Source organism: Proteus sp. PR00208 (assembly GCF_016238545.1).
GTDB lineage: Bacteria > Pseudomonadota > Gammaproteobacteria > Enterobacterales > Enterobacteriaceae > Proteus.
Genome location: NZ_JAEHQE010000001.1, coordinates 128903 through 155606, shown reverse-complemented (window position 1 = coordinate 155606; position 26704 = coordinate 128903). Strand labels below are relative to the sequence as shown.

Annotated in this window: 19 protein-coding genes and 1 pseudogene; 5 read left to right on the top strand and 15 right to left on the bottom strand. The window is 38.1% G+C overall.

Annotated elements, in window-relative coordinates:
- Positions 1–74: 74 nt before the first annotated feature.
- The 5 genes from pqiC to rlmKL form a co-directional block, all read right to left on the bottom strand.
- Positions 75–647 carry a membrane integrity-associated transporter subunit PqiC gene (gene pqiC, locus JEP36_RS00620; RefSeq protein ID WP_109373548.1) on the bottom strand — a complete coding sequence of 191 codons (573 nt, stop codon included), beginning with the start codon at positions 645–647 and terminating at the stop codon, positions 75–77.
- On the bottom strand, positions 647–2299 hold the full coding sequence (gene pqiB, locus JEP36_RS00615) for an intermembrane transport protein PqiB (protein WP_198629749.1): 1653 nt from the start codon (positions 2297–2299) through the stop codon (positions 647–649). Before pqiB ends, pqiC begins: the two co-directional genes overlap by 1 nt.
- Positions 2292–3581, bottom strand: coding sequence for a membrane integrity-associated transporter subunit PqiA (gene pqiA / locus JEP36_RS00610; RefSeq protein WP_109373546.1), 1290 nt, complete (start codon positions 3579–3581; stop codon positions 2292–2294). The genes pqiB and pqiA overlap by 8 nt, the downstream gene beginning before the upstream one ends.
- Positions 3582–3666: 85 nt before the next feature.
- Entirely contained in the window at positions 3667–5595 is a 1929-nt protein-coding gene (locus JEP36_RS00605; protein ID WP_198620516.1) for an ABC transporter ATP-binding protein, read from the bottom strand.
- A 6-nt stretch (positions 5596–5601) separates the two neighbouring features.
- Positions 5602–7716 carry a bifunctional 23S rRNA (guanine(2069)-N(7))-methyltransferase RlmK/23S rRNA (guanine(2445)-N(2))-methyltransferase RlmL gene (gene rlmKL / locus JEP36_RS00600; RefSeq protein WP_198629748.1) on the bottom strand — a complete coding sequence of 705 codons (2115 nt, stop codon included), beginning with the start codon at positions 7714–7716 and terminating at the stop codon, positions 5602–5604.
- 108 nt (positions 7717–7824) lie between these two features.
- Here rlmKL and JEP36_RS00595 point away from each other — a divergent pair, with 108 nt between their 5' ends.
- Positions 7825–8982, top strand: a complete 1158-nt coding sequence (locus tag JEP36_RS00595) for a YcbX family protein (RefSeq protein ID WP_198620514.1) — start codon at positions 7825–7827, stop codon at positions 8980–8982.
- A 309-nt stretch (positions 8983–9291) separates the two neighbouring features.
- Here the strand turns inward: JEP36_RS00595 and JEP36_RS00590 are convergent, their stop codons facing one another.
- From JEP36_RS00590 to pepN, 6 genes and pseudogenes are all read right to left on the bottom strand, one after another.
- The gene (locus JEP36_RS00590) at positions 9292–9549 is read right to left on the bottom strand and encodes a colicin E3-like toxin immunity protein (RefSeq protein ID WP_160230123.1); all 258 of its coding nucleotides are present in this window, start codon (positions 9547–9549) and stop codon (positions 9292–9294) included.
- A gap of 13 nt (positions 9550–9562) precedes the next feature.
- Positions 9563–9874 (bottom strand): annotated as a pseudogene (locus JEP36_RS17690) (colicin E3/pyocin S6 family cytotoxin); the annotation flags it as partial.
- 750 nt (positions 9875–10624) lie between these two features.
- Positions 10625–10888 (bottom strand): hypothetical protein, encoded by a 264-nt coding sequence (locus JEP36_RS00580; RefSeq protein ID WP_198629747.1) that lies wholly within the window; start codon positions 10886–10888, stop codon positions 10625–10627.
- A 376-nt stretch (positions 10889–11264) separates the two neighbouring features.
- Positions 11265–11816, bottom strand: coding sequence for a cell division protein ZapC (locus JEP36_RS00575; protein WP_196533064.1), 552 nt, complete (start codon positions 11814–11816; stop codon positions 11265–11267).
- A 218-nt stretch (positions 11817–12034) separates the two neighbouring features.
- The gene (pyrD, locus tag JEP36_RS00570; protein ID WP_099074980.1) at positions 12035–13045 is read right to left on the bottom strand and encodes a quinone-dependent dihydroorotate dehydrogenase; all 1011 of its coding nucleotides are present in this window, start codon (positions 13043–13045) and stop codon (positions 12035–12037) included.
- 204 nt (positions 13046–13249) lie between these two features.
- Entirely contained in the window at positions 13250–15865 is a 2616-nt protein-coding gene (gene pepN / locus JEP36_RS00565) for an aminopeptidase N (RefSeq protein ID WP_198629746.1), read from the bottom strand.
- Positions 15866–16205: 340 nt separating this feature from the next.
- Here pepN and pncB point away from each other — a divergent pair, with 340 nt between their 5' ends.
- The 4 genes from pncB to JEP36_RS00545 all read left to right on the top strand — a co-directional run bounded on the left by pncB (position 16206) and on the right by JEP36_RS00545 (position 22084).
- The gene (gene pncB / locus JEP36_RS00560; protein WP_198629745.1) at positions 16206–17420 is read left to right on the top strand and encodes a nicotinate phosphoribosyltransferase; all 1215 of its coding nucleotides are present in this window, start codon (positions 16206–16208) and stop codon (positions 17418–17420) included.
- A 257-nt stretch (positions 17421–17677) separates the two neighbouring features.
- Complete coding sequence (gene asnS / locus JEP36_RS00555; RefSeq protein WP_160230120.1) at positions 17678–19078, top strand: asparagine--tRNA ligase; 1401 nt, start codon at positions 17678–17680, stop codon at positions 19076–19078.
- A gap of 340 nt (positions 19079–19418) precedes the next feature.
- Positions 19419–20516, top strand: a complete 1098-nt coding sequence (locus JEP36_RS00550) for a porin (protein ID WP_109373537.1) — start codon at positions 19419–19421, stop codon at positions 20514–20516.
- A gap of 377 nt (positions 20517–20893) precedes the next feature.
- Entirely contained in the window at positions 20894–22084 is a 1191-nt protein-coding gene (locus JEP36_RS00545) for an amino acid aminotransferase (RefSeq protein WP_198620511.1), read from the top strand.
- Positions 22085–22238: 154 nt separating this feature from the next.
- Here the strand turns inward: JEP36_RS00545 and JEP36_RS00540 are convergent, their stop codons facing one another.
- The 4 genes from JEP36_RS00540 to aphA all read right to left on the bottom strand — a co-directional run bounded on the left by JEP36_RS00540 (position 22239) and on the right by aphA (position 26599).
- Positions 22239–22889, bottom strand: a complete 651-nt coding sequence (locus JEP36_RS00540; protein WP_196533060.1) for an MBL fold metallo-hydrolase — start codon at positions 22887–22889, stop codon at positions 22239–22241.
- A gap of 37 nt (positions 22890–22926) precedes the next feature.
- Positions 22927–23475, bottom strand: a complete 549-nt coding sequence (locus tag JEP36_RS00535) for a DUF882 domain-containing protein (protein ID WP_198620510.1) — start codon at positions 23473–23475, stop codon at positions 22927–22929.
- 329 nt (positions 23476–23804) lie between these two features.
- Positions 23805–25532 carry a L,D-transpeptidase gene (ldtD, locus tag JEP36_RS00530; protein ID WP_198620509.1) on the bottom strand — a complete coding sequence of 576 codons (1728 nt, stop codon included), beginning with the start codon at positions 25530–25532 and terminating at the stop codon, positions 23805–23807.
- A 353-nt stretch (positions 25533–25885) separates the two neighbouring features.
- Positions 25886–26599: an acid phosphatase AphA gene (gene aphA, locus JEP36_RS00525; RefSeq protein WP_109373533.1), complete on the bottom strand. Its 714-nt coding sequence runs from the start codon at positions 26597–26599 to the stop codon at positions 25886–25888.
- Between the last annotated feature and the right edge of the window lie 105 nt (positions 26600–26704).

The window sequence follows — 26704 nt, the reverse complement described above, 5'->3', positions numbered from 1 at the left end:
AACAAAAACCCAATATTCAACTTAAATACAATTTAAAAGAATATTGGGTTTAAATAAACATAATGCTAAATCAGTTAGTATTGAGCTTGAATTGCTTTCGCTATCTCAGAAACAACTTGCTCCCATCCCTGCCCTAATGTACGCACTAAAGCAGGATAACCATCTTCCGTTTGTGTTAAAACTAAAGAAAATGGCTGATTAATAACCTTATTATTTTCAGCGTAGATCCAGTCACCTGAAATAATCACTTGCCCATCATAACGGCCTTGGAAGTAATTAACGGTAACGGTTAATTTCGCAAGATTATCTTCAACTGGTTGATTAGCAACAACTGTATCCGGCAATGCTTTTGTTAAACCTGAAATAAGGTTCTGTTGTAATTGCTGATCAAGTGGATTAATCCATAAATGTTGATTAGCCACGGTATAGTTAATATCCGTCGTTTGATAAACAATTCCTGCATTAACTAGCATATTAGACAAACGGATCGGCTGAACCCAAATTTGGGGCTTCTTGGCTGACTGTGTTGTCGAGACTTGTTCTGACACGCCACCTTGATAAACATCGGGCAACTGATAATACGTTTTATCAATCTGACTTGAACATGCCGTTAGCATCAATACAAATACCCCAATGATGTATTTCATTATTTTTCAGCCCTCTTCGGTTCTGGATCTTTACCTTCCTTCGCTTCAAAAATTAATGCGTTGCTCTTATTGTTCAATGTTTTCAATAAAGGCTGCATCTCTCTTAAAACCTGATCAAGCTGCTGCATATTATCAATCATTTTTCCGTATGCAGGAGAGCCCGGTTGGAAGCCTTGCATACTGCGATTAATCTCTTTCAATGACTGTTGAATATCATTAGGAAGATTTCTAAATTCATCACTACCAATCATGGCATTCAATGCTTTTAGTGTCTCTTTCGCTTCAGCAACTGCTTTTTGGCTTTCAGCTAACGTTGCCGTCATCTCTTTAAGCATTGGCTCAACAGGAAGATTGTTGATCTTATCAAGAGATGTCATGACTTTTTGCTGAATTTGCGCTAAACCTGAACTTGTAGTCGGTATTTGTTGGAAACCAGCAACTTCTTGAGGGCCTTCCCATTTTGTTGCATCAGGGTAGAAATCAAGGTCAATATAAAGCGCACCAGTTAAAAGATTTCCCGATTTTAAAGAAGCTCTTAGCCCATTATTAGAGGCTGAAGTGATCTCTTTGACGAAGTCAAAACTTTCACCAACATCATTAGCAAAACGCTCTGGTTCAACATGAATTAGCACTGGAATACGAAAATCTTTATCCAGTGATTGTTGCATGCCTTTAGTGTAATAAGGTACTTGAACAACAGTACCCATGCGAATTCCACGGAATTCAACAGGTGCCCCCGCCTGTAATCCCCTTACAGAATCAGAGAAAAACATAATGTAACTGCGATAATCAGTATATAGCGAGTTTTGAATGCTCTTCTCATTATCGTAAAGTTTAAATTCTGTTTTAGGTGCAATTTGATCGCCTGGTAACCATCCGTTTGGAACATCAAAACTAACGCCACCACTAAACAATGTGGAAAGTGATGCCATTTCAACACGAACACCCGATGAAGACATATCAAAGGCGATACCTGAATCTTTCCAGAATCTCACATTAGATGTCACCATTTTGTCATAAGGTGCTTTGATAAAGAGTTGATAATGCATATCTCTTGTATCAATATTGAATTCACTGGTTTCAACTGAACCAACTTGGTAACCTCTAAATAAAACTGGGTCGCCTGCATTTAATTGACCTGCTTTTTCACTCACTAAATTAATGCGAATACCTTTTGCATCAGGCGAAGCGAGTGGCGATGAATCAAGAAGGTTAAACTCATCTTCTTCTTTACCCGTTAATCCCGGTTGTAGCTCAATATATGCGCCTGAAAGCAAGGTGCCTAAACCCGTTACACCCTCTTTACCTATTTGCGGTCTTACAACCCAGAATGCGGTATCTGCACGTAATAACTCTTTCATGCCAGTATCAAGGCGCGCTGTGATGATAACGCGACTAAAATTGCTATCGAGTGTGACACTTTCAACTAAACCGATATCCACACTGCGGCTTTTAATTTTGGTTTTACCTGCTTCAATGCCATCTGCATTATAGGTAATTAATGTAACTTCTGGACCCTGATGGCTGAAATGATAATAAAGTATCCATGCACCTATCAGTAAGGTGACAAGTGGTATGATCCAAACTGGAGACCAGCTTTTTAGTTTGTTAATTTTTGCTTCAGTTAAAGCAGTTTCATTCTTTTCAGTCACCCTTAGGCTCCTTAATCGTGGGTTTATCATCATCGGTTGTACACTTATCCCACGTCAACCGAGGATCAAACATCATTGCAGAGAACATAGTTAGCACTACAACCAATGCAAATAGCACCACACCAAAATCAGGATAGATGCTCATCAGACGTCCCATTCTGACTAATGAAGCTAAAACAGCAATTACAAAGACGTCAATCATCGACCAACGCCCTACATATTCAACAACTTCGTAGAGAAAATGCATTCTAGCAGGATCTCTTTTCCCATTAGATTTGTGTGCATCCCAACACAACCAAGCTATTGCTACCATTTTTAAACTTGGCACCATAATACTGGCAATAAATATCACCATTGCAACAGGATAAGAACCATCTTCCCAGAGCAAAATAACCCCTGCCATAATGGTTGAATAAAGGTTATTACCCAATGACTCAGTCACCATAATCGGCAATAAATTCGCGGGGATATAGAGGATCAACGAAGTAATCAACAGTGATACTGTCCATTGCAAGCTTTTCGGCCTTCTTGCATGTCCTTTGACTTCACAACGACTACATTCATATTGGTCGGCAGGTAAAATTGCCGTACATGAACGACATAATCTTACACCTTGTTTTAATCCCGGCTTACCCGATTCTATGTCAGGATAAGCAGGACGAGGCTCTAATTTTTCCCATAAAGTATGCCTATCAAGACATTGGAAAGCACGAATTTGAAATAAGCAATAAAGCACATAAGGTGGGAAACTCAACCCCAGCCCAATATCACCATAAGCCATTAATTTTACAAAGCTAACTAAAATTCCTGCAAGAAAAATTTCTGCCATACACCACGATTTTAGTTGAAATAAAATACGCGATAACCAAATTTGTAGCTTTCTTGGTAATTTAACGGGTGTGCAAAGAAGCAAGATTGCGATCATGCAAAAAGCGGGCACAATCTGCACAAACAATAGGAAAAAGGCACCTAGTTCAACGTAGTTTTCACTAAACATCACCGTTGGAATTTGCATCAGTGTGACATTATTAGCAATACCTGCCACTTCCATACTAACAAAAGTAAATTGGCTCGCCATTAACAGCATAAACAATGCGCTGATTGCTAACGCAACAGGTTGATAAAAAGGTTGGCGCCAACGTGCAGTTAGCACAGTATGGCAGCGAGGACATGTTGCTTTTGTTCCTTGTACTAATTCAGGAACACTGACCACCAGATCGCACTGAGGACATAATATTTGCTCATGTTTATGTTCATGACGATGTTGTTGACCAGAGCACACAGCGACACCTCTTATTTAGAATAATCAATAAAAGAATATTTAATCCAGAAAGTAAAACGGGGCGTGATGCCCCGTTTTCGGTTGGCTATTCGCCGTTTTGCATCAATTCTAGCTCTTGCCATCTGTCAAAAGCCGTTTCAAGTTCTTGTTCTTTGTCAGCAAGCGCCTTTAAGACTTTTTCTGTCTCTTCATGAGGACGAGTAAAGAAATCCGCCCCACTTACTTCTTCTTGTAATTCACTTAACTGCGTTTCTAAGCTTTCTAATTTAGCGGGAAGTTGCTCAAGCTCTCGTGTCAAATGATAACTTAACTTATTAGTACGAGTGTTCTTTTTAGAGCTATCTTTTACTTTTGCTTCTTTTTCAGCTTTTTCTGGTGCGTTGCGTGATTTATTTGTCTCACTCTTTAGTGAAACCGACTGTGCTCGTTGTTGCTGAGCATCGTAATATCCACCAACGTAGCTGTTAATAACACCATCACCTTCAAAGATCCAACACTCAGTAACACTATTATCAACAAATTCACGGTCATGGCTAACCAGTAAAACAGTGCCTTGGTAAGCATCAACGAGCTCTTCTAGTAATTCCAATGTTTCAACATCGAGATCATTGGTTGGCTCATCGAGAATAAGTAAATTACTAGGTTTTAAGAATAAACGTGCCAATAATAGACGGTTTCTCTCCCCCCCTGAAAGGGCGCGAACAGGAGTCATCGCACGTTTAGGTGGGAATAAGAAATCTTGCAAATAACCAAGTACATGGCGAGGACGGCCATTTACCATCACCTCTTGCTTACCTTCTGCAAGGTTATCCATGACTGTTTTATCAGGATCAAGTGTCGCACGGTGCTGATCAAAGTAAGCGACTTCAAGCTTAGTACCACAATGAACTCGTCCGCTGTCTGCTTTTAAATCGCCTAACATGAGTTTCAATAAAGTGGTTTTACCGCAACCATTTGGCCCCACCAGCGCAATTTTATCACCACGTTGTACTTTGGCAGAAAAGTCACGAACTAATTTACGCATTCCAATGCTGTAATTAACATCTTCAAGTTCAAATACAATTTTACCAGAGCGAGTTGCTTCTTCGACCTGCATACGAGCACTGCCTAACACTTCACGGCGTTCGCTACGCTCAACACGCAGTGCTTTTAATGCTCTTACACGACCTTCGTTACGAGTGCGTCGTGCTTTAATGCCTTGGCGTATCCACGCTTCTTCTTGCGCTAATTTGCGATCAAATTCTGCGTTTTGTTGCTCTTCAACACGCAATGCTTCTTCTTTGCTTTCAAGATACTTATCGTAATTTCCCGGCCATGAAGAAAGTTTTCCACGATCAAGATCGATAATACGCGTTGCCATATTACGGATAAATGAACGGTCATGGGAAATAAACACGATACTTCCTTGGAAATCTTTTAAGAATTTCTCAAGCCAAAGGATCGTTTCAATATCAAGGTGGTTTGTTGGTTCATCTAAAAATAGTACTCTTGGTGCGCTGACTAGTGCGCGCCCTAATGCTGCTTTTCTTAACCAACCACCTGATAAAGAAGAAAGCTCTGCTTCACCCTCTAAACCGAGTTTTTCTAGTACTTCTGCAATTCGGCTATCAAGCAACCACAAGTTACGACTATCAAGTACTTCTTGTAGCTCTGCCATTTTATTGAGATTTTTATCAGAAGGATCTGTCTCAATCAGTTTAGAAATATGGTGATAATCCGTTAGATATTTAGCATCTTCTTCAACGCCTTCTGCAACAAAGTCAAAAATAGTGCCTTCAATATCTCTTGGGGGATCTTGCTGTAAGCGAGCAGTTACAAGATCTTGCTCATAAACAACTTGACCATCATCTAAAGGTTGCTCTTTAGATAACACTCTTAATAGTGTTGATTTACCCGCACCATTGCGCCCAACTAAACAAACGCGTTCATTTTCTTCAATAAATAAATCGGTGCTATCTAATAGTGGGGCATCACTGAAAGATAAGTAAGCCCCAGTCAAACTAATTAACGGCATTGTAAATTATTCCTCACCAGCATGAGTTAACAGCCAGCAATTGTGAATTTGACGGTTACGTGCAAAGTCTTGTGATAATGTTTTCTGTGTTATCTCTTTTGCACACAACCCAATTTTTGCTAACTCGTCATGTTCCATTTTGAATCCACGTTTATTATTTGAGAACATAATTGTTCCGCCTTTTCTCAACAAACGTTTTAAATGTTTCATTAGTTCAATGTGATCACGCTGTACATCAAAGGTATTTTCCATTCGTTTTGAGTTAGAAAACGTAGGCGGATCGATAAAGATCACATCAAATTGTTCGTTGCTCTGCATTAACCATTGAATGCAATCTGCTTGCATTAAACGGTGTTGTCTACCTGATAAGCCATTCGCTTGGAAGTTTTTCTCAGCCCATTCAAGATAAGTACGGGACATATCAACGGTTGTTGTGCTTTTTGCACCACCAATTCCTGCATGAACAGAAGCCGTACCGGTATAAGCAAAAAGATTTAAGAAGTCTTTTCCATTACTCATTTCACCCAGCATTTTTCGTGCAATACGGTGATCTAAGAACAATCCTGTATCGAGGTAATCGGTTAGATTTACCCAGAATTTTGCACCAAACTCGTCAACTAAGAAGAAATCACCTTTTTCGGCCATTTTTTCATACTGCTGCTTACCTTTTTGGCGTTGGCGTGTTTTTAAAATCAGTTGATCAGAACGTAATGCCAGTACTTCCATTGTTGCGCTAATTACATCAAATAAACGCTGGCGGGCTTTGTGTTCATTAACTGTTTTAGGTGGTGCATACTCTTGAATAACCACTTTATCGCCGTAACGGTCTACAGCAACATTATATTCAGGTAAATCAGCATCGTATAAGCGATAACATTCAATTTGCTGTTGTTTTGCCCATTTCGCGAGTTTTTTCTCATTTTTACGTAAACGGTTTGCAAAATCTTCCGCAAGTCCAGTGTTAATCGTGGATGGTGTATCAGAAAGTAAATAGTTCTTTTGTACACAATCAAGAGGACCATTTTTTGCTTTGAACTCTCGTTCAGCACGTAATTGAATGCAACTTAACAGTTCAGGTGATGCACTAAATAGTGACAATCTCCAACCTGGGAAGTGTGCTTTTATCGCTCTTCCTAATTGGCTATGCAGTGCAATTAATGCAGGCTCACTTTCTAAACGCTCACCATAAGGTGGATTGCTGATAATTGTCCCTTTTATTTCTGTTGAAACAGGGTTTGTCAGTTTAGCTGCATCACCGTGAGCAAATGTAATCAGTTCAGCCACATCCGCTCTGCGGGCATTGGCTCTCGCCATATCCAACACACGTTTATCAACATCAAAGCCATAAAAACGCGCTGTTGTATTCTTTTTGCCTTCACGGAAACGGGCAAAAGCTTCATGAGTCACTTCTTTCCATAGCGCTTCATCGTGGCCTAACCAATGACGGAATCCCCAATGCACTCGATTTAATGCTGGCGCACAATCAGTCGCCATCATAGCTGCTTCAATTAATAATGTACCAGAGCCACACATTGGATCGATTAATGGTGTGTCAGTTTTCCAACCTGAACGCATAATAATTGCAGCAGCTAAATTTTCTTTTAAAGGCGCTTGACCTGTTAAATCACGATAACCACGTTGATGTAAACCATCGCCACTTAAGTCTAAAGATAGCGAGGCTTTTTCTTTATGAAGATGGATAGTTAAGCGGATATCAGGAGATTGTTTAGCGACATCTGGACGTTGCCCTATTTTACGTTGGAATGAGTCAACGATGGCATCTTTCGCTTTTAATGCGCCATATTGGCTATTACGAATAATGTCATTCGTGCCATTAAAATGAATAGCAAAAGTCTGATCAACAGTAAAAATCTCACTCCAATCAATTGCCTGCACACCAAGATATAAGTCTAGATCACTATAAACATTGAATTCATTTAACGGCAACATAATACGCGACGCTAAACGGCTCCAAAGTAAAGACTGATACATGGTTTTATTATCAGCACGGAAATAAACACCGCCTTGTGTTATCTGGCAAGCCTGAGCACCTAAGTGTTCAAGTTCAGATTTTAATAGTTCTTCCAGACCTCGGCCTGTGCTGGCAAACAGAGAGCGCATAATATTGTTACCACCTAAAATAAAATTGTTGGGCATTATAGCTAATTGTATTACGTTGTCATAAAGTTACTGGCTATAAAAAATAATAATGTCTTTTTGGGAGCACTGATGATCAACGTTTCACGCCTTTATATACACCCAGTTAAATCAATGAAGGGAATTCGACTTTCTCATGCATTTGCTCGTGAGAGCGGATTCACGTTTGATCGCGATTTTATGATAACCACCCCTGAAGGGACTTTTATCACGGCACGAAAATTTCCCGTTTTGCTGTGTTTTATTCCCACAGTCATGGCAAATGGTATTTATATTCAAGCTCCTGATGGTGAAGGCATTGCTATCACCTATCAAGATTTTGAAACCACATTGCAACCGACAGAAGTTTGGGGCAACCATTTTACCGCGTATGTGGCTCCAGATGAAATAAATCAGTGGTTCAGTCGTTATTTAAAAATGGATGTTCAACTTCGTTGGACTGGCGAAAAATCGACACGCCGAGTGAAAAAGAATCCAGAAACCGCTGTTTCTTTCGCTGATGGTTACCCTTACTTATTAATTAATGAAGCCTCATTTCAATACTTACAACAGCGTTGCCCCGCTTCAATTAATATTGAGCAATTTCGAGGTAATATCCTCATAACAGGTGCAAAGCCTTTTGAAGAAGATACTTGGCAGACTATTCGTGTTGGCTCTGTTGTGATGGACCTGATGAAACCTTGTAGCCGTTGCATCATGACCACTATAAGTATAGATAAAGGTGTTAAACATCCTAACACAGAACCACTCGCAACACTGCAAACATTCCGTAGCGATGAAACAGGTGATGTCGATTTTGGTCAAAATGTCATCATTCGTCAAACTGGCATAATTCGTGTGGGAGATACTGTTGAGGTATTAGCTTATAAAGAAGCGAAACAATATCTTGTAACGGCACCTGTTGAAACACAATCAACACCTATTGTTGAACACGCACAAGAGCAAACTGTCAGCATTGAATTTAACGGTGAAATTTTTGAGGGTAATAACCAAGAAGTCCTGTTAGAACAGCTTGAAAATAATGGTTATGCTATTCCTTATAGTTGCCGAGCTGGCCTTTGTGGCTCTTGTGTTATCCAATTAGATGAAGGCGATGTTAATGCATTAAAAGCCGGAGCAATTAAACGCTCAGGTAAGATTTTAGCCTGTAGTTGCATTCCTAAAGGTAATGTGAAACTTTCACTTAAAGATAATAAAAATCAAATAGATATAAACAAAAAAATGAAATAAAGAACTCAATATAAACACAGTTATGTATGATATATATCGTTATCAGTAAATATTAAATTGATTAATTTTACCCCAATCATATATAACTGAGTTTATTGATGCACCCTCGATACCATTGCATTGGCAGTATTATGATTTTCCAGAACTGCATCACCTTATTAAGTACAAAGGTAATGAAAAAAATTTATTGGGAATGAGCAAGTTAGTTTATTAACCAACTGATTTTTCTATGATATCTCCAGTGCAAAAAAAAGTCTCCGTTAAGAGACTTTCAAAATGATGTAAGTGAATATTATATGCGCTTGTTCATTACCATTTATCACGGTAATCGAAAGAAATTTGGTAAATATACTTATTCAATTCAATTTTATGTGTAACATGCTTTTGAATAGCTTTAACCCAATCTTCATGTAAATCAAAAACCCCATTATTAATGATATTTTCATCTTTCGGATCAATTGTTTCATCAATCAAAAAATCATCATCACCAAAATCTTTTGAGTATTCCTCGCCTATAATTTCTTCTGTTTTTTTATCAAACCATTGAGTATGTAATTTCAATCCCATAATCTTATCTACCTTATAGAAATTTTTTGATATTGCGTTTAGGATCTGCTGGTTTTAACTGATTACCCGTTTTTGGATCAAATGCCCCAATATGCTGTCCATCACTAGCGCGATATCCTTCCAGCTCACCATGCTGTTAATCCCACTCATAGATCCTTCGCCCTTTATCACCTTTCCAGCGATTACGTTTGCCTGCTCCACCTTGTTTAGGTGTTTTACCTTGGACAGGCTTAAGGATACCCAATCCTTTAATATCTTCAGTTTTTGGTGCTGGATGATAACTATGACCACGCTCTTTTACGCCTTGGCGGGGTTTATCTTTTTTCCCTGTCGATAAATAAATTGGTTTTATTCCCAATTCCCATGGAAACACCAAAATTATAGGCTCTTTCAGCGAAGACTGTTCTTTCTCACTTTCTGTAAAAAAAGTGGGGGCATCTAAAGGTAAGTTATTAAACCTAGGAATATCATATACCTTACCAAGTAGATATCTATGTCTTTCTGGCTGAGGTAATTCAGTACCCGTTAAGATCTCCGCACTACCAATCTGAACAATTCTTTCTTGTTTCTCATTTGGTAAAGTATAAGCAAAAATACCTTTCTCAACAGTTTTTCTCGCTTCAACTACTCGAGTTTTAACTGGTACATTCGTTTTCACTAACTCAATTTGTTTTGTTCCATTAACTGCCTGTTCAATAACAGTAGCCGAGGTATTAATTATCCCTTTTTGCTTTGCAATATCTCTTAATTGCGCTTCTTTAGGAATATTTAATCTCTGACCTGCCGCAGTAAGCGCAGTTTCTTTATTTTGGGGAAATTCTTGATAAATCATCGAAGGGTATCTATCACTCCCTACTCCAACTGGAGGAGAATACAGCATGAGGCCTGCACCTAAACCTAATGCACGACCTAAAATAGCCCCCAACGTTTCTGATGCAACCGTTGCATTTGTCGTTGTTACCACTGAAGTAAAAATAGCCACTGGGGCTAAATTAGCTTTATTGATACTCTTTCCTGGGATTAACGTAGATTGAGCAGATGTTATTGCTGTATTTAACTCAGCAGAAATACTGATTTACTGCTTAGGTGCCGAAGTTAACATTTGAACAATAGAATCATATGATCCAACCGCTTTCTTTAAACTACCACTCATCATCCCCGCATACTGTAGATAACGCTGAGAATAAATTTTTATCGCTTTGGTTATATCACCTTCCCTGAAAGCATCCATCATCTCTTTACAATGCTTATCTTTTGTTAAAAAGATGCAATCTATTTTTGCACATACAGGGCAAATATTACGCTTCATGACCTCGATCGGTTTGACACGTTCACTCATATAAATTCCTTTTTATATTCAATCATACAATGACGATAGTGATCTAATATGACCAACACACCATTATTTGACTATTCTGTTTTTTGATACGAGTGTTATAAACCTCCTGATCTATAGCTCACATTTGACATAAAGAAGATAATTTTCCCTTACCTTCTTTTTTATTTTAAATAAAACAGTTTATTTAATAAGAATTATCTTATTAAGAACTCAATAATGAATTATCAATAAACTCATTTTATTTTTTAGAAAAAGATTACAGAAAGAGAGTAATGAAGATTTGATTTTAGGGAGTATTATTTGGGGTGAATTTGTTTTTAGAATGTTATAAATAATGAGTGACGATAAAAAGAGTAAGTCCTTTTTACTCTTTTTGTTAAATAACTTTCTCGTACAAAAATGATCCTGACTCTGACTCTTTATGGTAATTGCTTAACCTATCATTCATAATTTTTATTGGGTCACAAAAATTAAGAGTTCTATCAAATAATGTTAACTGAGGTTGAGCTAATAAACATAAACAAGCTTGAGCCCCCACTTCAGTCACTAAAAAAAGAGCGGTTTCGCCTTCTTCTTTTAATGAGGCTTCTACCACTTGAGATAAATAAGGGTTGATTTGATTATTGTTAACTTCAAAATACCAACTCTTAGGCATCAGTGGCTTTAAAAAGCGATGGGCTATTAATGCATTTAAAGCTAATTCAGCTCTTGATTCTGATGGCATATCTATTTGTCGAATTTGCTCATCGTATCCATAATAAAGAGCTGCATCATCGACGGTAAAAGATGCTGATTGTCGAGCACTCTCACTCAACATTTTGCTTGGAAAGCGGGAACGAAAAACCATACCATTTGCTAAATCAAGCATTAATTTTTGTTGCTCAACATCAAAATACCAACGCCAGCGATCATCGGGTTTTATTATCACTAATTAATCCCCCTTCGATTCATTCCCTGTTTTATACTCTGATAAACAATCAAAATTAAATGACCTAAATAAAATATTTAATATCACCTAACAAAAACAGGATTCATTTTACTATTAATTAAGCACAATCAGTGCAATTTAATAAAAAATAACCAACTAGGGGCAATATAAACGAGTTAGGGGCAGAAGAAAAGCCCCTAACTCATTATTAAATGTATTTAGATATGATTAATTATAGATTTGATAAGTGCAGGACCTTGATAAATGAATCCTGAATAGACTTGAATTAGAGAAGCACCAGCATCCATTTTTTCTCTAGCTGCCGTTAGTGAATCAATTCCACCTACACCAATAATAGGTAATGCACCTTTTAATTCTTCATTTAATTGACGGATTATTTGTGTACTTTTTGATTGTACCGGACGACCACTTAATCCACCCGCTTCATTACAATGATTTAATCCACTCACTAATGATTTATCTAATGTGGTATTTGTCGCAATAACACCATCAATATGATGACGCACTAAGCTATCTGCAACTTGAATTAATTCTTCATGTGTTAAATCAGGCGCAATTTTAACTGCAACAGGAACATATTTTTGATATTTTCCTTGCAACTCTAATTGTTTATTTTTAATTGCTGATAGCAGATCGTCTAATGCTTCACCATATTGTAATGTACGCAAACCTGGGGTATTTGGTGATGAGATATTAATTGCGATATAACCAGCATGAGCATAGACTTTTTCCATACAAATCAGATAGTCATCTTTACCTTGCTCTACTGGGGTATCTTTATTTTTACCGATATTAATGCCCAGTACACCGCCATAACGGGATTGTTTTACATTTTCAATTAGGTTATCAACACCGAGATTATTAAATCCCATACGGTTAATTAAGCCTTCGGCTTCCACTAAGCGGAATAAACGAGGTTTATCATTTCCCACTTGAGGACGTGGTGTCACCGTGCCAACTTCAATAAAACCAAATCCCATTGCACCCAGTGCATCTATACAATCACCGTTTTTATCAAGACCGGCGGCAAGACCAAGTGGATTTTTAAATGAGAGTCCCATACAGGAAACAGGTTTAGAAGGAAGTGACTGCTGAATAAGAAATTGAAATGGGGAATGAGATAAACGTTTTAACTGACGGAAGGTAAAATCATGGGCACGTTCAGGATCTAGCCGAAACAATGCCTTCCTTACTAAGGAATAATACATACGATCTCCATTGAGAATATCGGGTATTAGGAATGATATGTCTACGACAATTTAAGCGTCGAGCATCATATAGATAAAAGCATGAAAAGTAAACGTTTCAATTTCACAATTCGCCATAAAAAATCCCCAGACTATGCTGGGGATCTGATTATCTTGCTGATTTTATACTATTTCTTCACTCATAAAGTGATATAAGACATGATATTAATCAGCTAATGCTTTGGTGATTTTCTCATATAAATCGCCAGACAAATTCTCAAGCGCTTTCAGTTTTAATAACTCAGCACGCATTTTATCTTGGCGAGTTGCATCATAACGTTTTAAACGAATAAACGGCTCAATAAGGCGTGAAGCAACTTGTGGGTTGCGACTATTTAAGTCAGTCAGAATTTCTGTCAATAATAAATAACCAGAGCCATCTTCAGCATGGAATGCCACAGGGTTATTATTCACAAATGCACCAATTAACGCCCGAGTACGATTAGGGTTTGCAAGTGTAAATGAGCGATGAGATAACAGACTACGTACTTTCTGTAACCCCCCTTTTTCTGGGCTCATGGCTTGTAAACTAAACCATTTGTCCATCACTAAACCATCTTGATGCCATTTGTCATCGAACTCTTGTAGCAATGCATCTTTACAAGGTAACTGTGCCATCACTGCTGCATTCAATGCGGCAAGTGCATCCGTCATATTGTCACTGTTGCGATATTGCGCGTCGACAAGTTGATTACCTGTTTGCTCATTTTCAACTGCTAAATAAGCTAGACACACATTACGTAAATCACGTTTTGCAATATCATCATGATTAACACGATAAGCACCGATATGCATTGAATGATAAACAGCAGAGAACTCATCTGCCATTTCAGTTGCTAATGTTTTACGAATAAAACCAAGCGCTTTATGGATAGCAACTGGATCAATAATACTAAATGATTCACCCGCTTCGACATCTGTTGGTAATGTCAGAATAAGTGCAGCTAATGCAGGATCGATATCTTTATCAAGTAATACTGCACGGAAAGCATCAACCACCATTTCAGGCAGAATGCAGATTTCACCCTTTTGAACTCGAGCCACGTTTTCTTTTATATAGCGACCCAATAATGCTTGAGCAGCATCCCAACGTGAAAATGCATTACGTGCATATTTCATTAAGAAAGAGAGTTGCTCATCCGTAAATGGATAATCAAGTTTTACAGGCGCAGAGAACTCACGTAATAAAGATGGGATTGGTTGTTCTGGCACATCGTCAAAGACAAACTGCTGCTCTTCACGTACCACATTCAATACATTAGAAACAGTTTGACCTTGTGAACGCAGTGGGATCACATCGCCTTTGGTATCATATAATTCAATATCTAATGGAATATGTAATGGCTGCTTTTCAGTTTGATCGGCTGTCGGTGGCGTCATTTGACTAACAGTTAAAGTGTATTGCTTTTTATTAGCATTATAACTATCACGAACTGTCAGTTGTGGTGTACCTGATTGGCTATACCAACGACGGAATAAAGTAAGATCAACATTAGAAGCATCTTCCATTGCTTGAATAAAATCGTCGCAAGTTGCAGCACTGCCATCGTGACGATGAATATACATCTGCATGCCAGCTTGGAATTGCTCTTCGCCTAATAAAGTGTGGATCATTCGGATCACTTCTGAACCTTTTTCATATACTGTTAAAGTATAGAAGTTGTTCATTTCGATCACACTATCAGGACGAATTGGGTGCGCCATTGGGCTTGCATCTTCTGCAAACTGAGCGGTACGCATCACGCGTACATTATTGATACGATTAACAGAACGAGAGCCTAAGTCAGAGCTAAATTCTTGATCACGGAAAACGGTTAAACCTTCTTTCAAGCTTAACTGGAACCAATCACGGCAAGTAATACGGTTACCTGTCCAGTTATGGAAATATTCATGACCAATAACAGACTCAATACCTAAGTAATCTTTGTCAGTTGCCGTTTCACTTTTCGCTAGCACATATTTAGAGTTAAAGACATTCAGCCCTTTATTCTCCATTGCCCCCATATTAAAGAAATCAACAGCAACTATCATATAGATGTCGAGATCATATTCTAAATTAAAGCGAGCTTGATCCCATGCCATCGCATTTTTCAATGATGTCATTGCCCAATCTGCACGATCTAAATTACCTTTATCAACAAAAAGCTCTAAAGCAACTTCACGACCGCTTTTGGTGATAAAAGTATCTCGTAACACATCAAAATCACCCGCTACCACAGCAAATAAATAACTTGGTTTTGGATGTGGATCTTCCCATGTTACCCAATGACGACCATCATCCAGTTCACCTTGTGCAATACGGTTACCATTGGACAACAAATAAGGATACTGTTTTTTGTCTGCCGTGATTGTTGTGGTGTAACGAGCTAATACATCAGGTCTATCTAAATAGTAAGTAATATGGCGGAAGCCTTCAGCTTCACACTGTGTACATAATGCATCACCAGAAACATACAACCCTTCCAATGCGGTATTAGCTGATGGGTTAATCTCATTAACAATTTTTAATGTAAATTGTTCGGGCAGTTGTTCAATGATGAGTTTGCCGTTTTCTTCTTTATAGTGTGTCCAAGCAACATCATTCACTGCGATTGATTTTAATGTTAAATCTTCACCATCTAACACTAATGCTGTCGCCTCTGAGTTTAAGCGTTTACATTGGCTTATCGCTGTAACCTGGGTGTTTTCTTTGTCTAAGATAAAATCAAGATGTAAATCGGTGATTGTGTAGTCAGGGGCACGATAATCTTTGCGAAATTTCGCGATTCTTTGTTGTGTCATAGAAAAAACCTTTTAGTTAACACGACTATTTAACGGTTATATTGCCAAAGCTTACTCGTCAAAAATCTGTTTAGCCAGTCGAATATTCAATTGAAACCATTAAAAGTCAACAGAATGTTAATAGTTTATTAATACATGTAATCAATTTATTTGGTAAATGATGCTAATATACTCCCAAATTATGTTTAACGTGGTAAACTCATCTAAGTTTTACAGCTTGTTTTTATGTCGCAGAGAAATATTGTTGAATAGTGACGCTTTGTCGTCATATTCGGGTATACTCTCCAACCTTAACGATTTAGCAGACATAAAAACGCTCCGTGAGGATGCTTGACGCGCTATGATTTTAGACGCTACACCGATTATTACATCACTGTTGGATACCGATGCATATAAGCTCCACATGCAACAAGCGGTTTACCACCATTATAGTGATATTCCTGTCGTTGCTGAGTTCCGCTGTCGGAGTGATGAACGTCTAGGTGAATATGCAACAACCTTACGCCATCAAGTTAATATGATGGCAGACTTGTCATTAACGAATGAAGAATTTGACTATCTTCAGAGCCTCCCCTTTTTCAAAAATGACTATCTGCAATGGTTTAAGCATTTTCGCTTTAAACCAGAACAAGTCCAAATTTCAACAATACCTGAAAACCAACTGTCGATAAGAATAACGGGGCCTTGGCGCGAAGTTATTCTATGGGAAGTTCCTTTGTTGGCTTTAGTGAGTGAAATTGTACATCGTGCTCGTTCTCCTCAAATCACGCCTGATGATGCAGTTAATCAACTACGTAAATTAATTGACATCTTCTACCGTGATGCGGCTGAACAACAGATTGACTTAGCTGATTTTAAATTAATGGATTTTGGTACTCGCCGCCGTTTCTCTTATGATGTGCAGTGTGCGATTGTGGATGAGCTGAAAAATCATTTCCCTTATCTTATTGGTACAAGTAACTATCATTTAGCTGAGCGTATGCATTTAGCTCCTGTGGGAACACAAGCTCACGAGTGGTTTCAAGCTCATCAGCAGATTAGCCCTGAACTAGCAAATAGCCAACGTGCAGCCTTGCAATCTTGGTTAGATGAATATCCAGATCAATTAGGTATTGCATTAACAGATTGCATTACAATGGATGCGTTTTTGCGTGATTTTGATAAAGCCTTTGCAGAAAGCTACCAAGGTTTACGTCATGACTCAGGCGATCCGATTGAATGGGGTGAAAAAGCGATCGCGCATTATGAAAAATTGGGCATTGATCCCATGAATAAAGTATTAGTCTTTTCTGATAGCCTCGATTTTCAAAAAGCACTCGTACTTTATAAGCATTTCCATAAGCGTATTCGTCTAATCTTTGGTATTGGTACTCGACTCACTTGTAACATTCCTGAAATAACGCCTCTTAATATTGTGATTAAGCTGGTGGAGTGTAATGGTAAGCCAGTGGCTAAATTATCAGATAGCCCAGGTAAAACAATTTGTGACGATAATGACTTTGTTGACAAGCTACGCAAAGCCTTTGACGTTCCTCTTGTTAAACAGGCCTGTTAATTAGCTAAAAATCTTCATTAATAAAAGAAAGGGTAATAATTGCCCTTTCTTTTGTCATAACACCTGCCTTTATCAATATTTCACCTATTTTTATCAATTTATTTTATACAAAAGCTTTTCTCTTCTTTATTGACTCTTTAAACTAAAATTTCCTACTTGTTTCCTGCGCTATTGCAAGTAACATAGAAAAACTGTCCGACAGGGGCAGAGTGAATTAACCAAACAATTATTTTAATTAAACGAAGAGAGATTTATTTATGATCGTTGCGCCTGTAGTCGACGTACTGCAAGGCCGTATCGCGGTTGGCGAAGACGTCACCGTTCGCGGTTGGGTACGTACAAGAAGAGATTCAAAAGCTGGTATCTCATTCCTTACCGTCTATGACGGTTCCTGCTTTAATCCAGTACAGGCCATCATTAATAATAATTTACCGAATTATCAAGATGAAGTGCTGCACTTAACCACAGGCTGTTCTGTGGAAGTCACCGGTAAAATTGTTGAATCTCCGGGCCAGGGACAGAACTTTGAAATTCAAGCCACTCATGTTGTTGTGGTAGGAATGGTCGATGATCCGGAAACTTATCCGATGGCCGCCAAACGTCATAGTATTGAGTACCTACGTGAAGTTGCTCACCTTCGTCCTCGTACTAACTTAATTGGTGCGGTTGCTCGTGTTCGTCACACATTAGCACAAGCACTACATCGTTTCTTCGATGAACAAGGCTTCTTCTGGGTTTCTACGCCACTGATTACGGCGGCAGATACAGAAGGTGCAGGTGAAATGTTCCGCGTCTCTACATTAGATATGAACAACCTGCCACGCACAGATAAAGGCGAAGTCGATTTCAGTGAAGACTTTTTTGGCCGTGAAGCGTTTTTAACTGTTTCTGGTCAGCTAAATGGTGAAACTTACGCCTCTGCATTAAGCAAAGTGTACACCTTCGGCCCAACATTCCGTGCTGAAAACTCAAATACCAGTCGTCACCTCGCTGAATTCTGGATGGTAGAGCCTGAAGTAGCATTTGCTGATCTTAACGATATTGCAGCCCTTGCTGAAAAAATGCTGAAATACACCTTTGCAGCTGTATTAGCAGAGCGTAAAGATGATATGGAGTTCTTTGCACAACGTGTCGATAAAGACGCTATCACACGCTTAGAGAACTTTATTACCTCTGATTTTGCTCAAATTGACTATACCGATGCGGTCACTGTGCTTGAAAACTGTGGTGAGAAATTTGAAAACCCAGTTTACTGGGGTGTTGATCTCTCTTCTGAGCATGAGCGCTATCTTGCAGAGAAACACTTTAAAGCGCCTGTGGTTGTGAAAAACTATCCGAAAGATATCAAAGCATTCTATATGCGCATGAATGAAGATGGTAAAACAGTTGCAGCAATGGACGTGTTAGCGCCAGGAATTGGTGAAATCATCGGTGGTTCTCAACGTGAAGAGCGTTTAGATATGTTTGATAAACGTTTAGACGAAATGGGAATGAGCAAAGAAGACTACTGGTGGTATCGCGACCTGCGTCGTTATGGCACCGTACCTCACTCAGGATTTGGTTTAGGCTTTGAACGTTTAGTTGCTTATGTGACGGGTGTCGCAAACGTTCGTGAAGTTATTCCATTCCCTCGTACACCAAGAAATGCTGATTTCTAATTTAGTGATTAATTAGTATTCAGCTAAAAATTTGCACTGCTGTTTTATTGCACAAGTTTAACTTAAGTGAAGAAGCCAACCACAAGGTTGGCTTTTTTTATGCATGGCTGTTATTTGATTCAAAAGTTCCCCGAAATACACACTTTGAAATACATAGTTACAATTTGTTACACTTTTTTCGTTTTTGTAGCAAATTGGGGGTAGATAAAATTTTTTACCAATGGAACACTGTCTCCCGACACAGACGACACTTAACTCTCATAAATAGTTCCATAAAAATTAAGAAACTATTTCTGGCAGTGGCAAAGGTGTCTGAATAACACCAATGAGGGTAATAATAATGATGAAGCGCAATCTTCTTGCAGTGGTAATCCCAGCTTTAATGTTTGCTGGTGCAGCAAACGCAGCTGAAATGTATAACAAAGACGGCAACAAAGTAGACATCTACGGTAAAGTTGACGTTCGTCATTACTTCGCTGATAAAGATTCAGGTGAAGACGGTGATGCATCTCGTGCACGTATCGGCTTCAAAGGCGAAACTCAAATCAATAAAGATTTAGTTGGTTTTGGTCGTTTCGAATATGAAATCCGCACAAGCAATACTGAAGGTGATACTGATTCACGTGCTCGTTTTGCTTACGCTGGTTTTAAATTTGCAGATTACGGTTCACTGGACTACGGTCGTAACTACGGTGTAATTTACGACACCAACGCATGGACAGACGTTCTGCCTTTATGGGGCGGCGACTCCATGGCACAAACTGACGTTTACATGACTAGCCGTACTACCGGTGTTTTAACTTATCGTAACACTGATATGTTTGGTTATGTTGATGGCCTGAACTTTGCTCTGCAATATCAAGGTAAAAACAACGAAAATACTATCAACAAACGTGATGGTAAAAAAGCTAATGGTGACGGCTTTGGTTTCTCTACAGCTTATAATTTAGGCTGGGGCGTAACTCTGGGTGGTGGTTATTCAAGCTCTGCTCGTACTTCTTGGCAACAAGATAACAGCACTGCTAAAGGTTCTCGTGCAGAAGCATGGAACGTTGGTGCTAAATTTGCAGCTAACAATGTTTACTTAGCAGCTATGTACGGTGAAACCCGTAACATGACTAGCTTCAATAAAGGCATTGCTAACAAAACTCAAAACATCGAGTTAACTGCACAGTATGACTTTGCTGACTTAGGTCTGAAACCATCTTTAGGTTATGTTCAATCTAAAGGTAAAAATCTGAACCAAACAACAGACACTGGTATTGCTTATGTTGGTGATGAAGATTTAGTTAAATATATCTCTGTAGGTTCTTTCTACAAATTTAACAAAAACATGACTGCAGTTGTTGACTATAAAATCAACCTGCTGAAATCTGATAACAAACTGGGCATCAACGACGACAACGTAGTTGGTTTAGGTCTGACTTATCAGTTCTAATTACCGCTTATAGGTAATTAAACAGTCAAGTTAATTGATTTGAAAAGCAACACTTCGGTGTTGCTTTTTTATTTATACAATTTAACCATCACAACACGCCATTTATTTATTCGCTTAAAAATATCCCCCCTTTTCTTTATTTTTCAAATTATCAAAAAGTTTATCATACTAAACAATTAGGTGTTTTTAGTGATAATTTTTATATGTTAATGTAATCACAGGATATTCACTTATTTACATCTTGATTTGCTATTTATTCTCACTTAGTTCACAACTTCTTGTTAATTTCACTACAAACAGTTGGCAAAAAGGCCTCATAGCGTTACTCTTGATACTCATATTTCGGCTTCGTTTTGAGCTTAGGGAACAATTACACTATGTTTGAGAAAATCATTGCTGCACCAGCCGATCCTATTCTGGGTTTAGCTGATAGTTTCCGTTCTGATCCTCGTGAAAACAAAATTAATTTAGGAATTGGTGTTTACAAGGATGAGACAGGCAAAACTCCTGTTTTAACCACTGTTAAGAAAGCAGAAAAATACCTGTTAGAAAACGAAACCACTAAAAACTACCTTCCTATTAGCGGTATCCCTGAATTTGGCAATGTGACCCAAGCACTTCTGTTTGGTGAACAACATCCTATTATCTCTGAAAAGCGCGCACGCACAGCTCAAGCACCGGGTGGTACTGGCGCTTTACGTATCGCCGCTGATTTCATTGCTCAGCAAACAACAGCAAAACGTGTCTGGATCAGTAATCCAACTTGGCCTAACCATAATAATATTTTCCAAACTGCAGGTCTTGAGATCTGTAATTATGATTATTATGATGCTGAAAATCGCGGGTTAGATTTTGAAGGCATGCTGGCAAGCCTTGCTAATGCACAGGCTGGCGACGTAGTGTTATTCCACGGATGCTGTCATAACCCAAGCGGTATTGATCCAACAGAAGAACAATGGCGCCAATTAGCAGCCTTATCAGCAGAAAAAGGCTGGCTACCTGTCTTTGACTTTGCATACCAAGGTTTTGCGCGTGGTCTTGAAGAAGATGCCCAAGGCTTACGCCTCTTTACAGAAAAAAATCCTGAGCTTATTGTCGCAAGTTCGTACTCTAAAAATTTCGGCCTTTATAATGAGCGTGTAGGCGCATGTACTATTGTCACAAAAGACAGTGAGACTGCGGAAAAAGCCTTTAGCCAAGCAAAAGCCATTATTCGTGCAAACTACTCTAACCCACCAGCACACGGCGCTTCAGTGGTAACGACGATTCTTTCTAACCCAGAGTTAAAAGAAGAGTGGATTGAAGAACTCACAACCATGCGTGAACGTATTCAGCGTATGCGTCAATTGTTAGTAACAACGCTACAAGAAAAAGGCGCCAAGCAAGACTTTAGCTTTATTATTGACCAAAATGGGATGTTCTCATTTAGTGGTTTAAATAAAGAGCAAGTTGAGCGTTTACGTGCTGAATATGGTATTTATATCGTGGGTTCAGGCCGTATTAACGTTGCAGGTTTAACCCTTGAGAATATGGTTCCACTGTGCGAAGCCATTGTAGCTGTACTCTAATTGCCTTCTAAAGTGTAATTAAGATAAATGCCATGTTATTAAATAACATGGCATTTTTATTGATATAAAAGAAAGATAAACCACACTTTTTTTATTCATAAAAAAAGCCCTTTATAATAAAGAGCTTTTCGTTAATTAATGGATATTATCAGTATTACCAGATTGGCATTTCATCTTGTAAAAAAGGATTATATTGGCGTTCATGCCCTAAATTAGACATAGGACCATGTCCCGGAATAAACAGATAATCATCGCCTAAAGGTAATACTTTATTTTTGATTGAAGCAATAAGATCGGCATGGTTTCCACGAGGGAAATCAGTACGACCAATGCTTTCTTTGAATAACACATCTCCCATAGAGATAAGTTTATTCTGATGATTAACAAAAATAACATGTCCTGGAGTATGACCAGGGCAATGTAAGACAGATAACGAAATTGTTTTACCTATCGTGACGGTATCACCTTCATTTAACCAACTATCTGGTGTAAATGATTTTCCGCAAGGGAAATTAAACATACGGCACTGTTGTTCTAATTCTTCTAATAAGAAATTATCATCTTTATGAGGACCGTAAACAGGGACATTGAAGTGCTCAACAATTTGTGAGGTGCCTGCAATATGATCAAAGTGTCCGTGTGTTAATAATACTTTGGTCAATGTTAATTGGCGTTCTTCTATTTCTGCAATTAACGTTTCAACATCACCACCGGGATCAACAATTGCTGCTTCCTTCGTTTCATCACACCAAATAAGGGTGCAATTTTGCATATAGTTTGTCACAGGTACAATGTGATACATCATGAATCACTCCACTCTTTATTATCTAATTCTCAATAGATTACCATGAGCGGACAGGCCCTGTATCAATATGTACAAAATTACTTTTTGGATAATAGCCTACACCACCTGCTTTCATTCTTAATGCAACTTGACGCACTTTAGAAAGATCAGTGCCGACTAAACGAAAATCCATTGCTTGACCACGCGTGTGATAGCTCTTCTTTGCCACTCCGCTACTACTATGACGTAGATTATTATTTGTCACTAAAGAACGATAACCTGAAATAAGCTCAACGGGTTTATTGTTATTAAGCATTACTTGCAATAAGTAGATTTGGTCAAACAGTGCAGGATCTATCGTTTTTATTTTGTTTTGACGGTAATCTCTAAAGAGATGATTTAGTTTAGCAAGCTCATGTTTATTATAACGTTTTCCATCAAAAAACTCGGCTTTAATAGTTTCACCTGTATTTAAATTATTAAAGCGAAGGATTTTTGGACGAGGTGTCGCTAGTGAAGCAAATGCATGAGAAGGTAATAACCCTAACCCCACTGCGGCCATACCAAGCCCCAGCCATTTACGGCGATGTGAATCAATAATATCCATAGTATATGCACTCAAAAAATTATTTCCGGAAGAAGAACCTTTATTATGACAATATTTTTCTCGAATTGTTTCTTACAGTTTGTATAGTATTGTAAATAACACTTCATTTCAATTTAATGCCATTAGTAATTTTATAAGTTTAGTTATTTATACTAAATTCCATTTTTATCATTCTATTTTTAATGGAAATTTTAAAAATATTTTATAATTTATTATATTTTTAATTACCCTATTAATAATCATAAGAGAATAATTTCATCTTATTGATTTATATAAAAATAAAGGATAGCCAAATTAGCTACCCTTTATTCAATTTATATTTATTTATATCACAAGTATTTCTTAATATTCTCTAAATAAGGTTGTGCATTAGTCGTGGCTTTGTCATAACCATAAATATCTGCACGATATTGAGGTGCATTTTCCTGAGCCACCCATGCTGTTTGATAATATAAATAAACCGGAATACGTTCAGGAATTGGCGCATATTGTGTTGAACCACGTTTTAGTGCCGCATCAATTCTATCTTGTTTCCATCCCGCATCGCCCAATAAAATTGAAGCAAGTTCAGAGGCTTTATTAACACGAATACAGCCTGAACTGATTGCCCTCATATTTTTTGAAAACAGTGAATGATTTGGTGTGTCGTGCAGATATATCGCATCTGAATTTGGCATATTAAATTTATAACGGCCTAATGAGTTTGTTGGTCCCGGAGCCTGCCAAATTCGGTAAGGGAAGTTATTAGCACTCATATTTTGCCAATCAATATCGTAAGGGTTAATAGGATAAGCATCATTTCCCCACCCTGAATAAATGGTATATCCCTTACGACTAAAGTAACTAGGATCTGCTTTACCTCTAGGCACAATATCTTTACGAGTCATGCTTGTTGGCACATTCCAAGGTGGGTTAACCACTACATTATTTAGTGCACTACTCATAATCGGTGTTTTTCTATCTGGGCGACCGACAATGACTTTTGAGTCGAGAATAAGCTCGTTATTGGCATAAAAATAGAGCGAGAAATCAGGAATATTAACCCAAATTCCAGTATCACCAATGGCTGGCGTCAGGCGAAGACGTTGAATATTTAATGCCATAATGCTAGCGCGCTGTGCTGGTGTTATATTTAACCACACTCGCGTTTGTCGCCCAATAACACCATCCGGCTCTAATCCATGAGCAGTTTGAAATAATTTAACAGCCGCAACTAAAGGCGCATCATAAACGGTTGTCACAATTTCCTGCTCATTCGCTGCCAACTCAGGAATTAATTTTAAATTACGTAAAATCTGTCTCAGCGGTACAACTTCTTGTGATGATTGATTTGGCTTTAATGATGTTGTTCCTTTCATTTCTGGCCAAACAACTGAACTATGTAACTGCTTTCGCACTTCCTCTTTCATTAAGGCGTAATAAGGATGAGACGGTGCATAAGAAATAACAAAGCTACCTAAGGTGTTATTTTGAATATTTTGCTGTAATTCCACGACTGACTTATCAGTTGGTGATGGTAATGTTTGCATCACATCTCGATACAGTAAAGATATACCTGATTTATTTACTTGCTCAACAAAACTGATATAGCCTAAAAAAGCATCTGATAAAATAAGGTCGCGTGCTTCTTTTGTTAATTCAGGCGACTCTAGTTGTATTAACCATTGCCCAAATTGAGGTTGGGTTCCCGACATCGCCACTTCAGCAATTTGTTGCTGTAATTGCTGTACTGTTTTTTCATCTTGCCAGATTAATGCTAAATCACTTGCTTGGTAAACTTTCACTAACTGATTTAAATATAACGGTTTATATCCCGTTGAGCTCCATGATTGTAGTTTTGTTCTTACTGCTAACTCAGTCAATTGTGGAACCTTCATAACTACAATTGCAGGTGCTGGCATAACTTCACTAGTGACAGGAACCAATGTTGCGTTTTCTGTTTCGGGTGTAGATAAAGTCACCGACTCTGTTTCTGTGGCTATTGCATAATGACCAGAAAGGAGTGTACCTATAACAACTGAATATGCGATTGCTCTTTTAATTGGTTGATGCGCCATAAATCCTCTACCCTCATTCCTTATTATTATTTTGGTATCCTAGAATATTAGATGAGCTAGGCAAAGAGTTTTATAGGAATAAACTAATATTTTTAAAGTTTTGTAAGCCCCTGATAGAAATTTGGTTTTATTTAATCAAAAAAAGACTATCTAGCTACTTTTATATTCAAATATATAATTTAAATTAAAGATACAATAAAAGAACAAAAAATAGACATATTGAAAATAAGCATTCAGGAAATAATAAAGAATTGTGAATAGATAAATAAGATTATTTAAATGGAAGGTATTTTAAAATAGAAAAAGACGCAGTTTCCTACGCCTTACAAATAAAGGTAAACAAAGGGTAAAGATTAATACTCTGAATTGATAACAACTTCTTCACCAAACTGGCCTGCTTTTGGCAGTGGTTGGTAAGAAGAGTTAGCCGCACGCAGAATACGAATACCACGGATATTCAGTTCATCTGCTGCTGCGATATCAGCATCAGCATCACCGTAGTAAATTTTCAGTTTATGATCACGCATCCAGCTTACTTTGTTATTTGCGCCAGGTTGGTCACCAGCAAAAATAACCGGCTGCATTTTATCAGCAGGAATGTTTAAGCCTTCTTGTACATATTTGGTCACAGTCTCAGTTTTAGTTTGAGTACGACCAGTAATGAAATAAACAGTATCCCCACGTTTTAGGTGCATCTGAACAAGATCGATACCGACTTGTTTAGGCATACTGAATTTATCCCACTCATTATTCATTTTGTTCCAGAATTCTGGGTTTTTCAGGTAGCTGAAATCGTTTGGAGAGTATTCTAGTTTACCACGGTAGAAACCAGGGCTTGAGAACAGAACGGTGTCATCAATATCAAAACCAACCGCCATCGGCGCTTGACCTGCAAGGCTTTTTTCAATATCAGCAACAGAAACCCAATGAATTGGTTGTTGTTGTGCAAGTTGTGCAACAGTAACACCTGGGCTAACAACTTCTGGTAGATGTACTTTTGCCATTGCTGCGCCGTTTAAGCTTAACGCTAAAGCAATTGCACTAAAAGCTAACGTGACTTTACGCATTCTTTTTCCTTTAAATTTTTATATTAATCACATACGGGAACAATCATAAACATCATGATTACATTTAAATGAGATATGGCGCACGTTATACCACTTAAAATTTCA

Bases quoted from the DNA above. Each gene is read 5' to 3' on its own strand.
- pncB (WP_198629745.1), top strand. From the start codon at position 16,206: ATGATTTTAGACGCTACACCGATTATTACATCACTGTTGGATACCGAT.
- JEP36_RS00580 (WP_198629747.1), bottom strand. From the start codon at position 10,888: ATGAGTGAACGTGTCAAACCGATCGAGGTCATGAAGCGTAATATTTGC.
- pqiC (WP_109373548.1), bottom strand. From the start codon at position 647: ATGAAATACATCATTGGGGTATTTGTATTGATGCTAACGGCATGTTCA.
- asnS (WP_160230120.1), top strand. From the start codon at position 17,678: ATGATCGTTGCGCCTGTAGTCGACGTACTGCAAGGCCGTATCGCGGTT.
- JEP36_RS00535 (WP_198620510.1), bottom strand. From the start codon at position 23,475: ATGGATATTATTGATTCACATCGCCGTAAATGGCTGGGGCTTGGTATG.
- rlmKL (WP_198629748.1), bottom strand. From the start codon at position 7,716: ATGCGCTCTCTGTTTGCCAGCACAGGCCGAGGTCTGGAAGAACTATTA.
- aphA (WP_109373533.1), bottom strand. From the start codon at position 26,599: ATGCGTAAAGTCACGTTAGCTTTTAGTGCAATTGCTTTAGCGTTAAGC.
- pyrD (WP_099074980.1), bottom strand. From the start codon at position 13,045: ATGTATTATTCCTTAGTAAGGAAGGCATTGTTTCGGCTAGATCCTGAA.
- JEP36_RS00590 (WP_160230123.1), bottom strand. From the start codon at position 9,549: ATGGGATTGAAATTACATACTCAATGGTTTGATAAAAAAACAGAAGAA.
- ldtD (WP_198620509.1), bottom strand. From the start codon at position 25,532: ATGGCGCATCAACCAATTAAAAGAGCAATCGCATATTCAGTTGTTATA.
- JEP36_RS00550 (WP_109373537.1), top strand. From the start codon at position 19,419: ATGATGAAGCGCAATCTTCTTGCAGTGGTAATCCCAGCTTTAATGTTT.
- JEP36_RS00605 (WP_198620516.1), bottom strand. From the start codon at position 5,595: ATGCCGTTAATTAGTTTGACTGGGGCTTACTTATCTTTCAGTGATGCC.
- JEP36_RS00595 (WP_198620514.1), top strand. From the start codon at position 7,825: ATGATCAACGTTTCACGCCTTTATATACACCCAGTTAAATCAATGAAG.
- JEP36_RS00540 (WP_196533060.1), bottom strand. From the start codon at position 22,889: ATGATGTATCACATTGTACCTGTGACAAACTATATGCAAAATTGCACC.
- pepN (WP_198629746.1), bottom strand. From the start codon at position 15,865: ATGACACAACAAAGAATCGCGAAATTTCGCAAAGATTATCGTGCCCCT.
- JEP36_RS00545 (WP_198620511.1), top strand. From the start codon at position 20,894: ATGTTTGAGAAAATCATTGCTGCACCAGCCGATCCTATTCTGGGTTTA.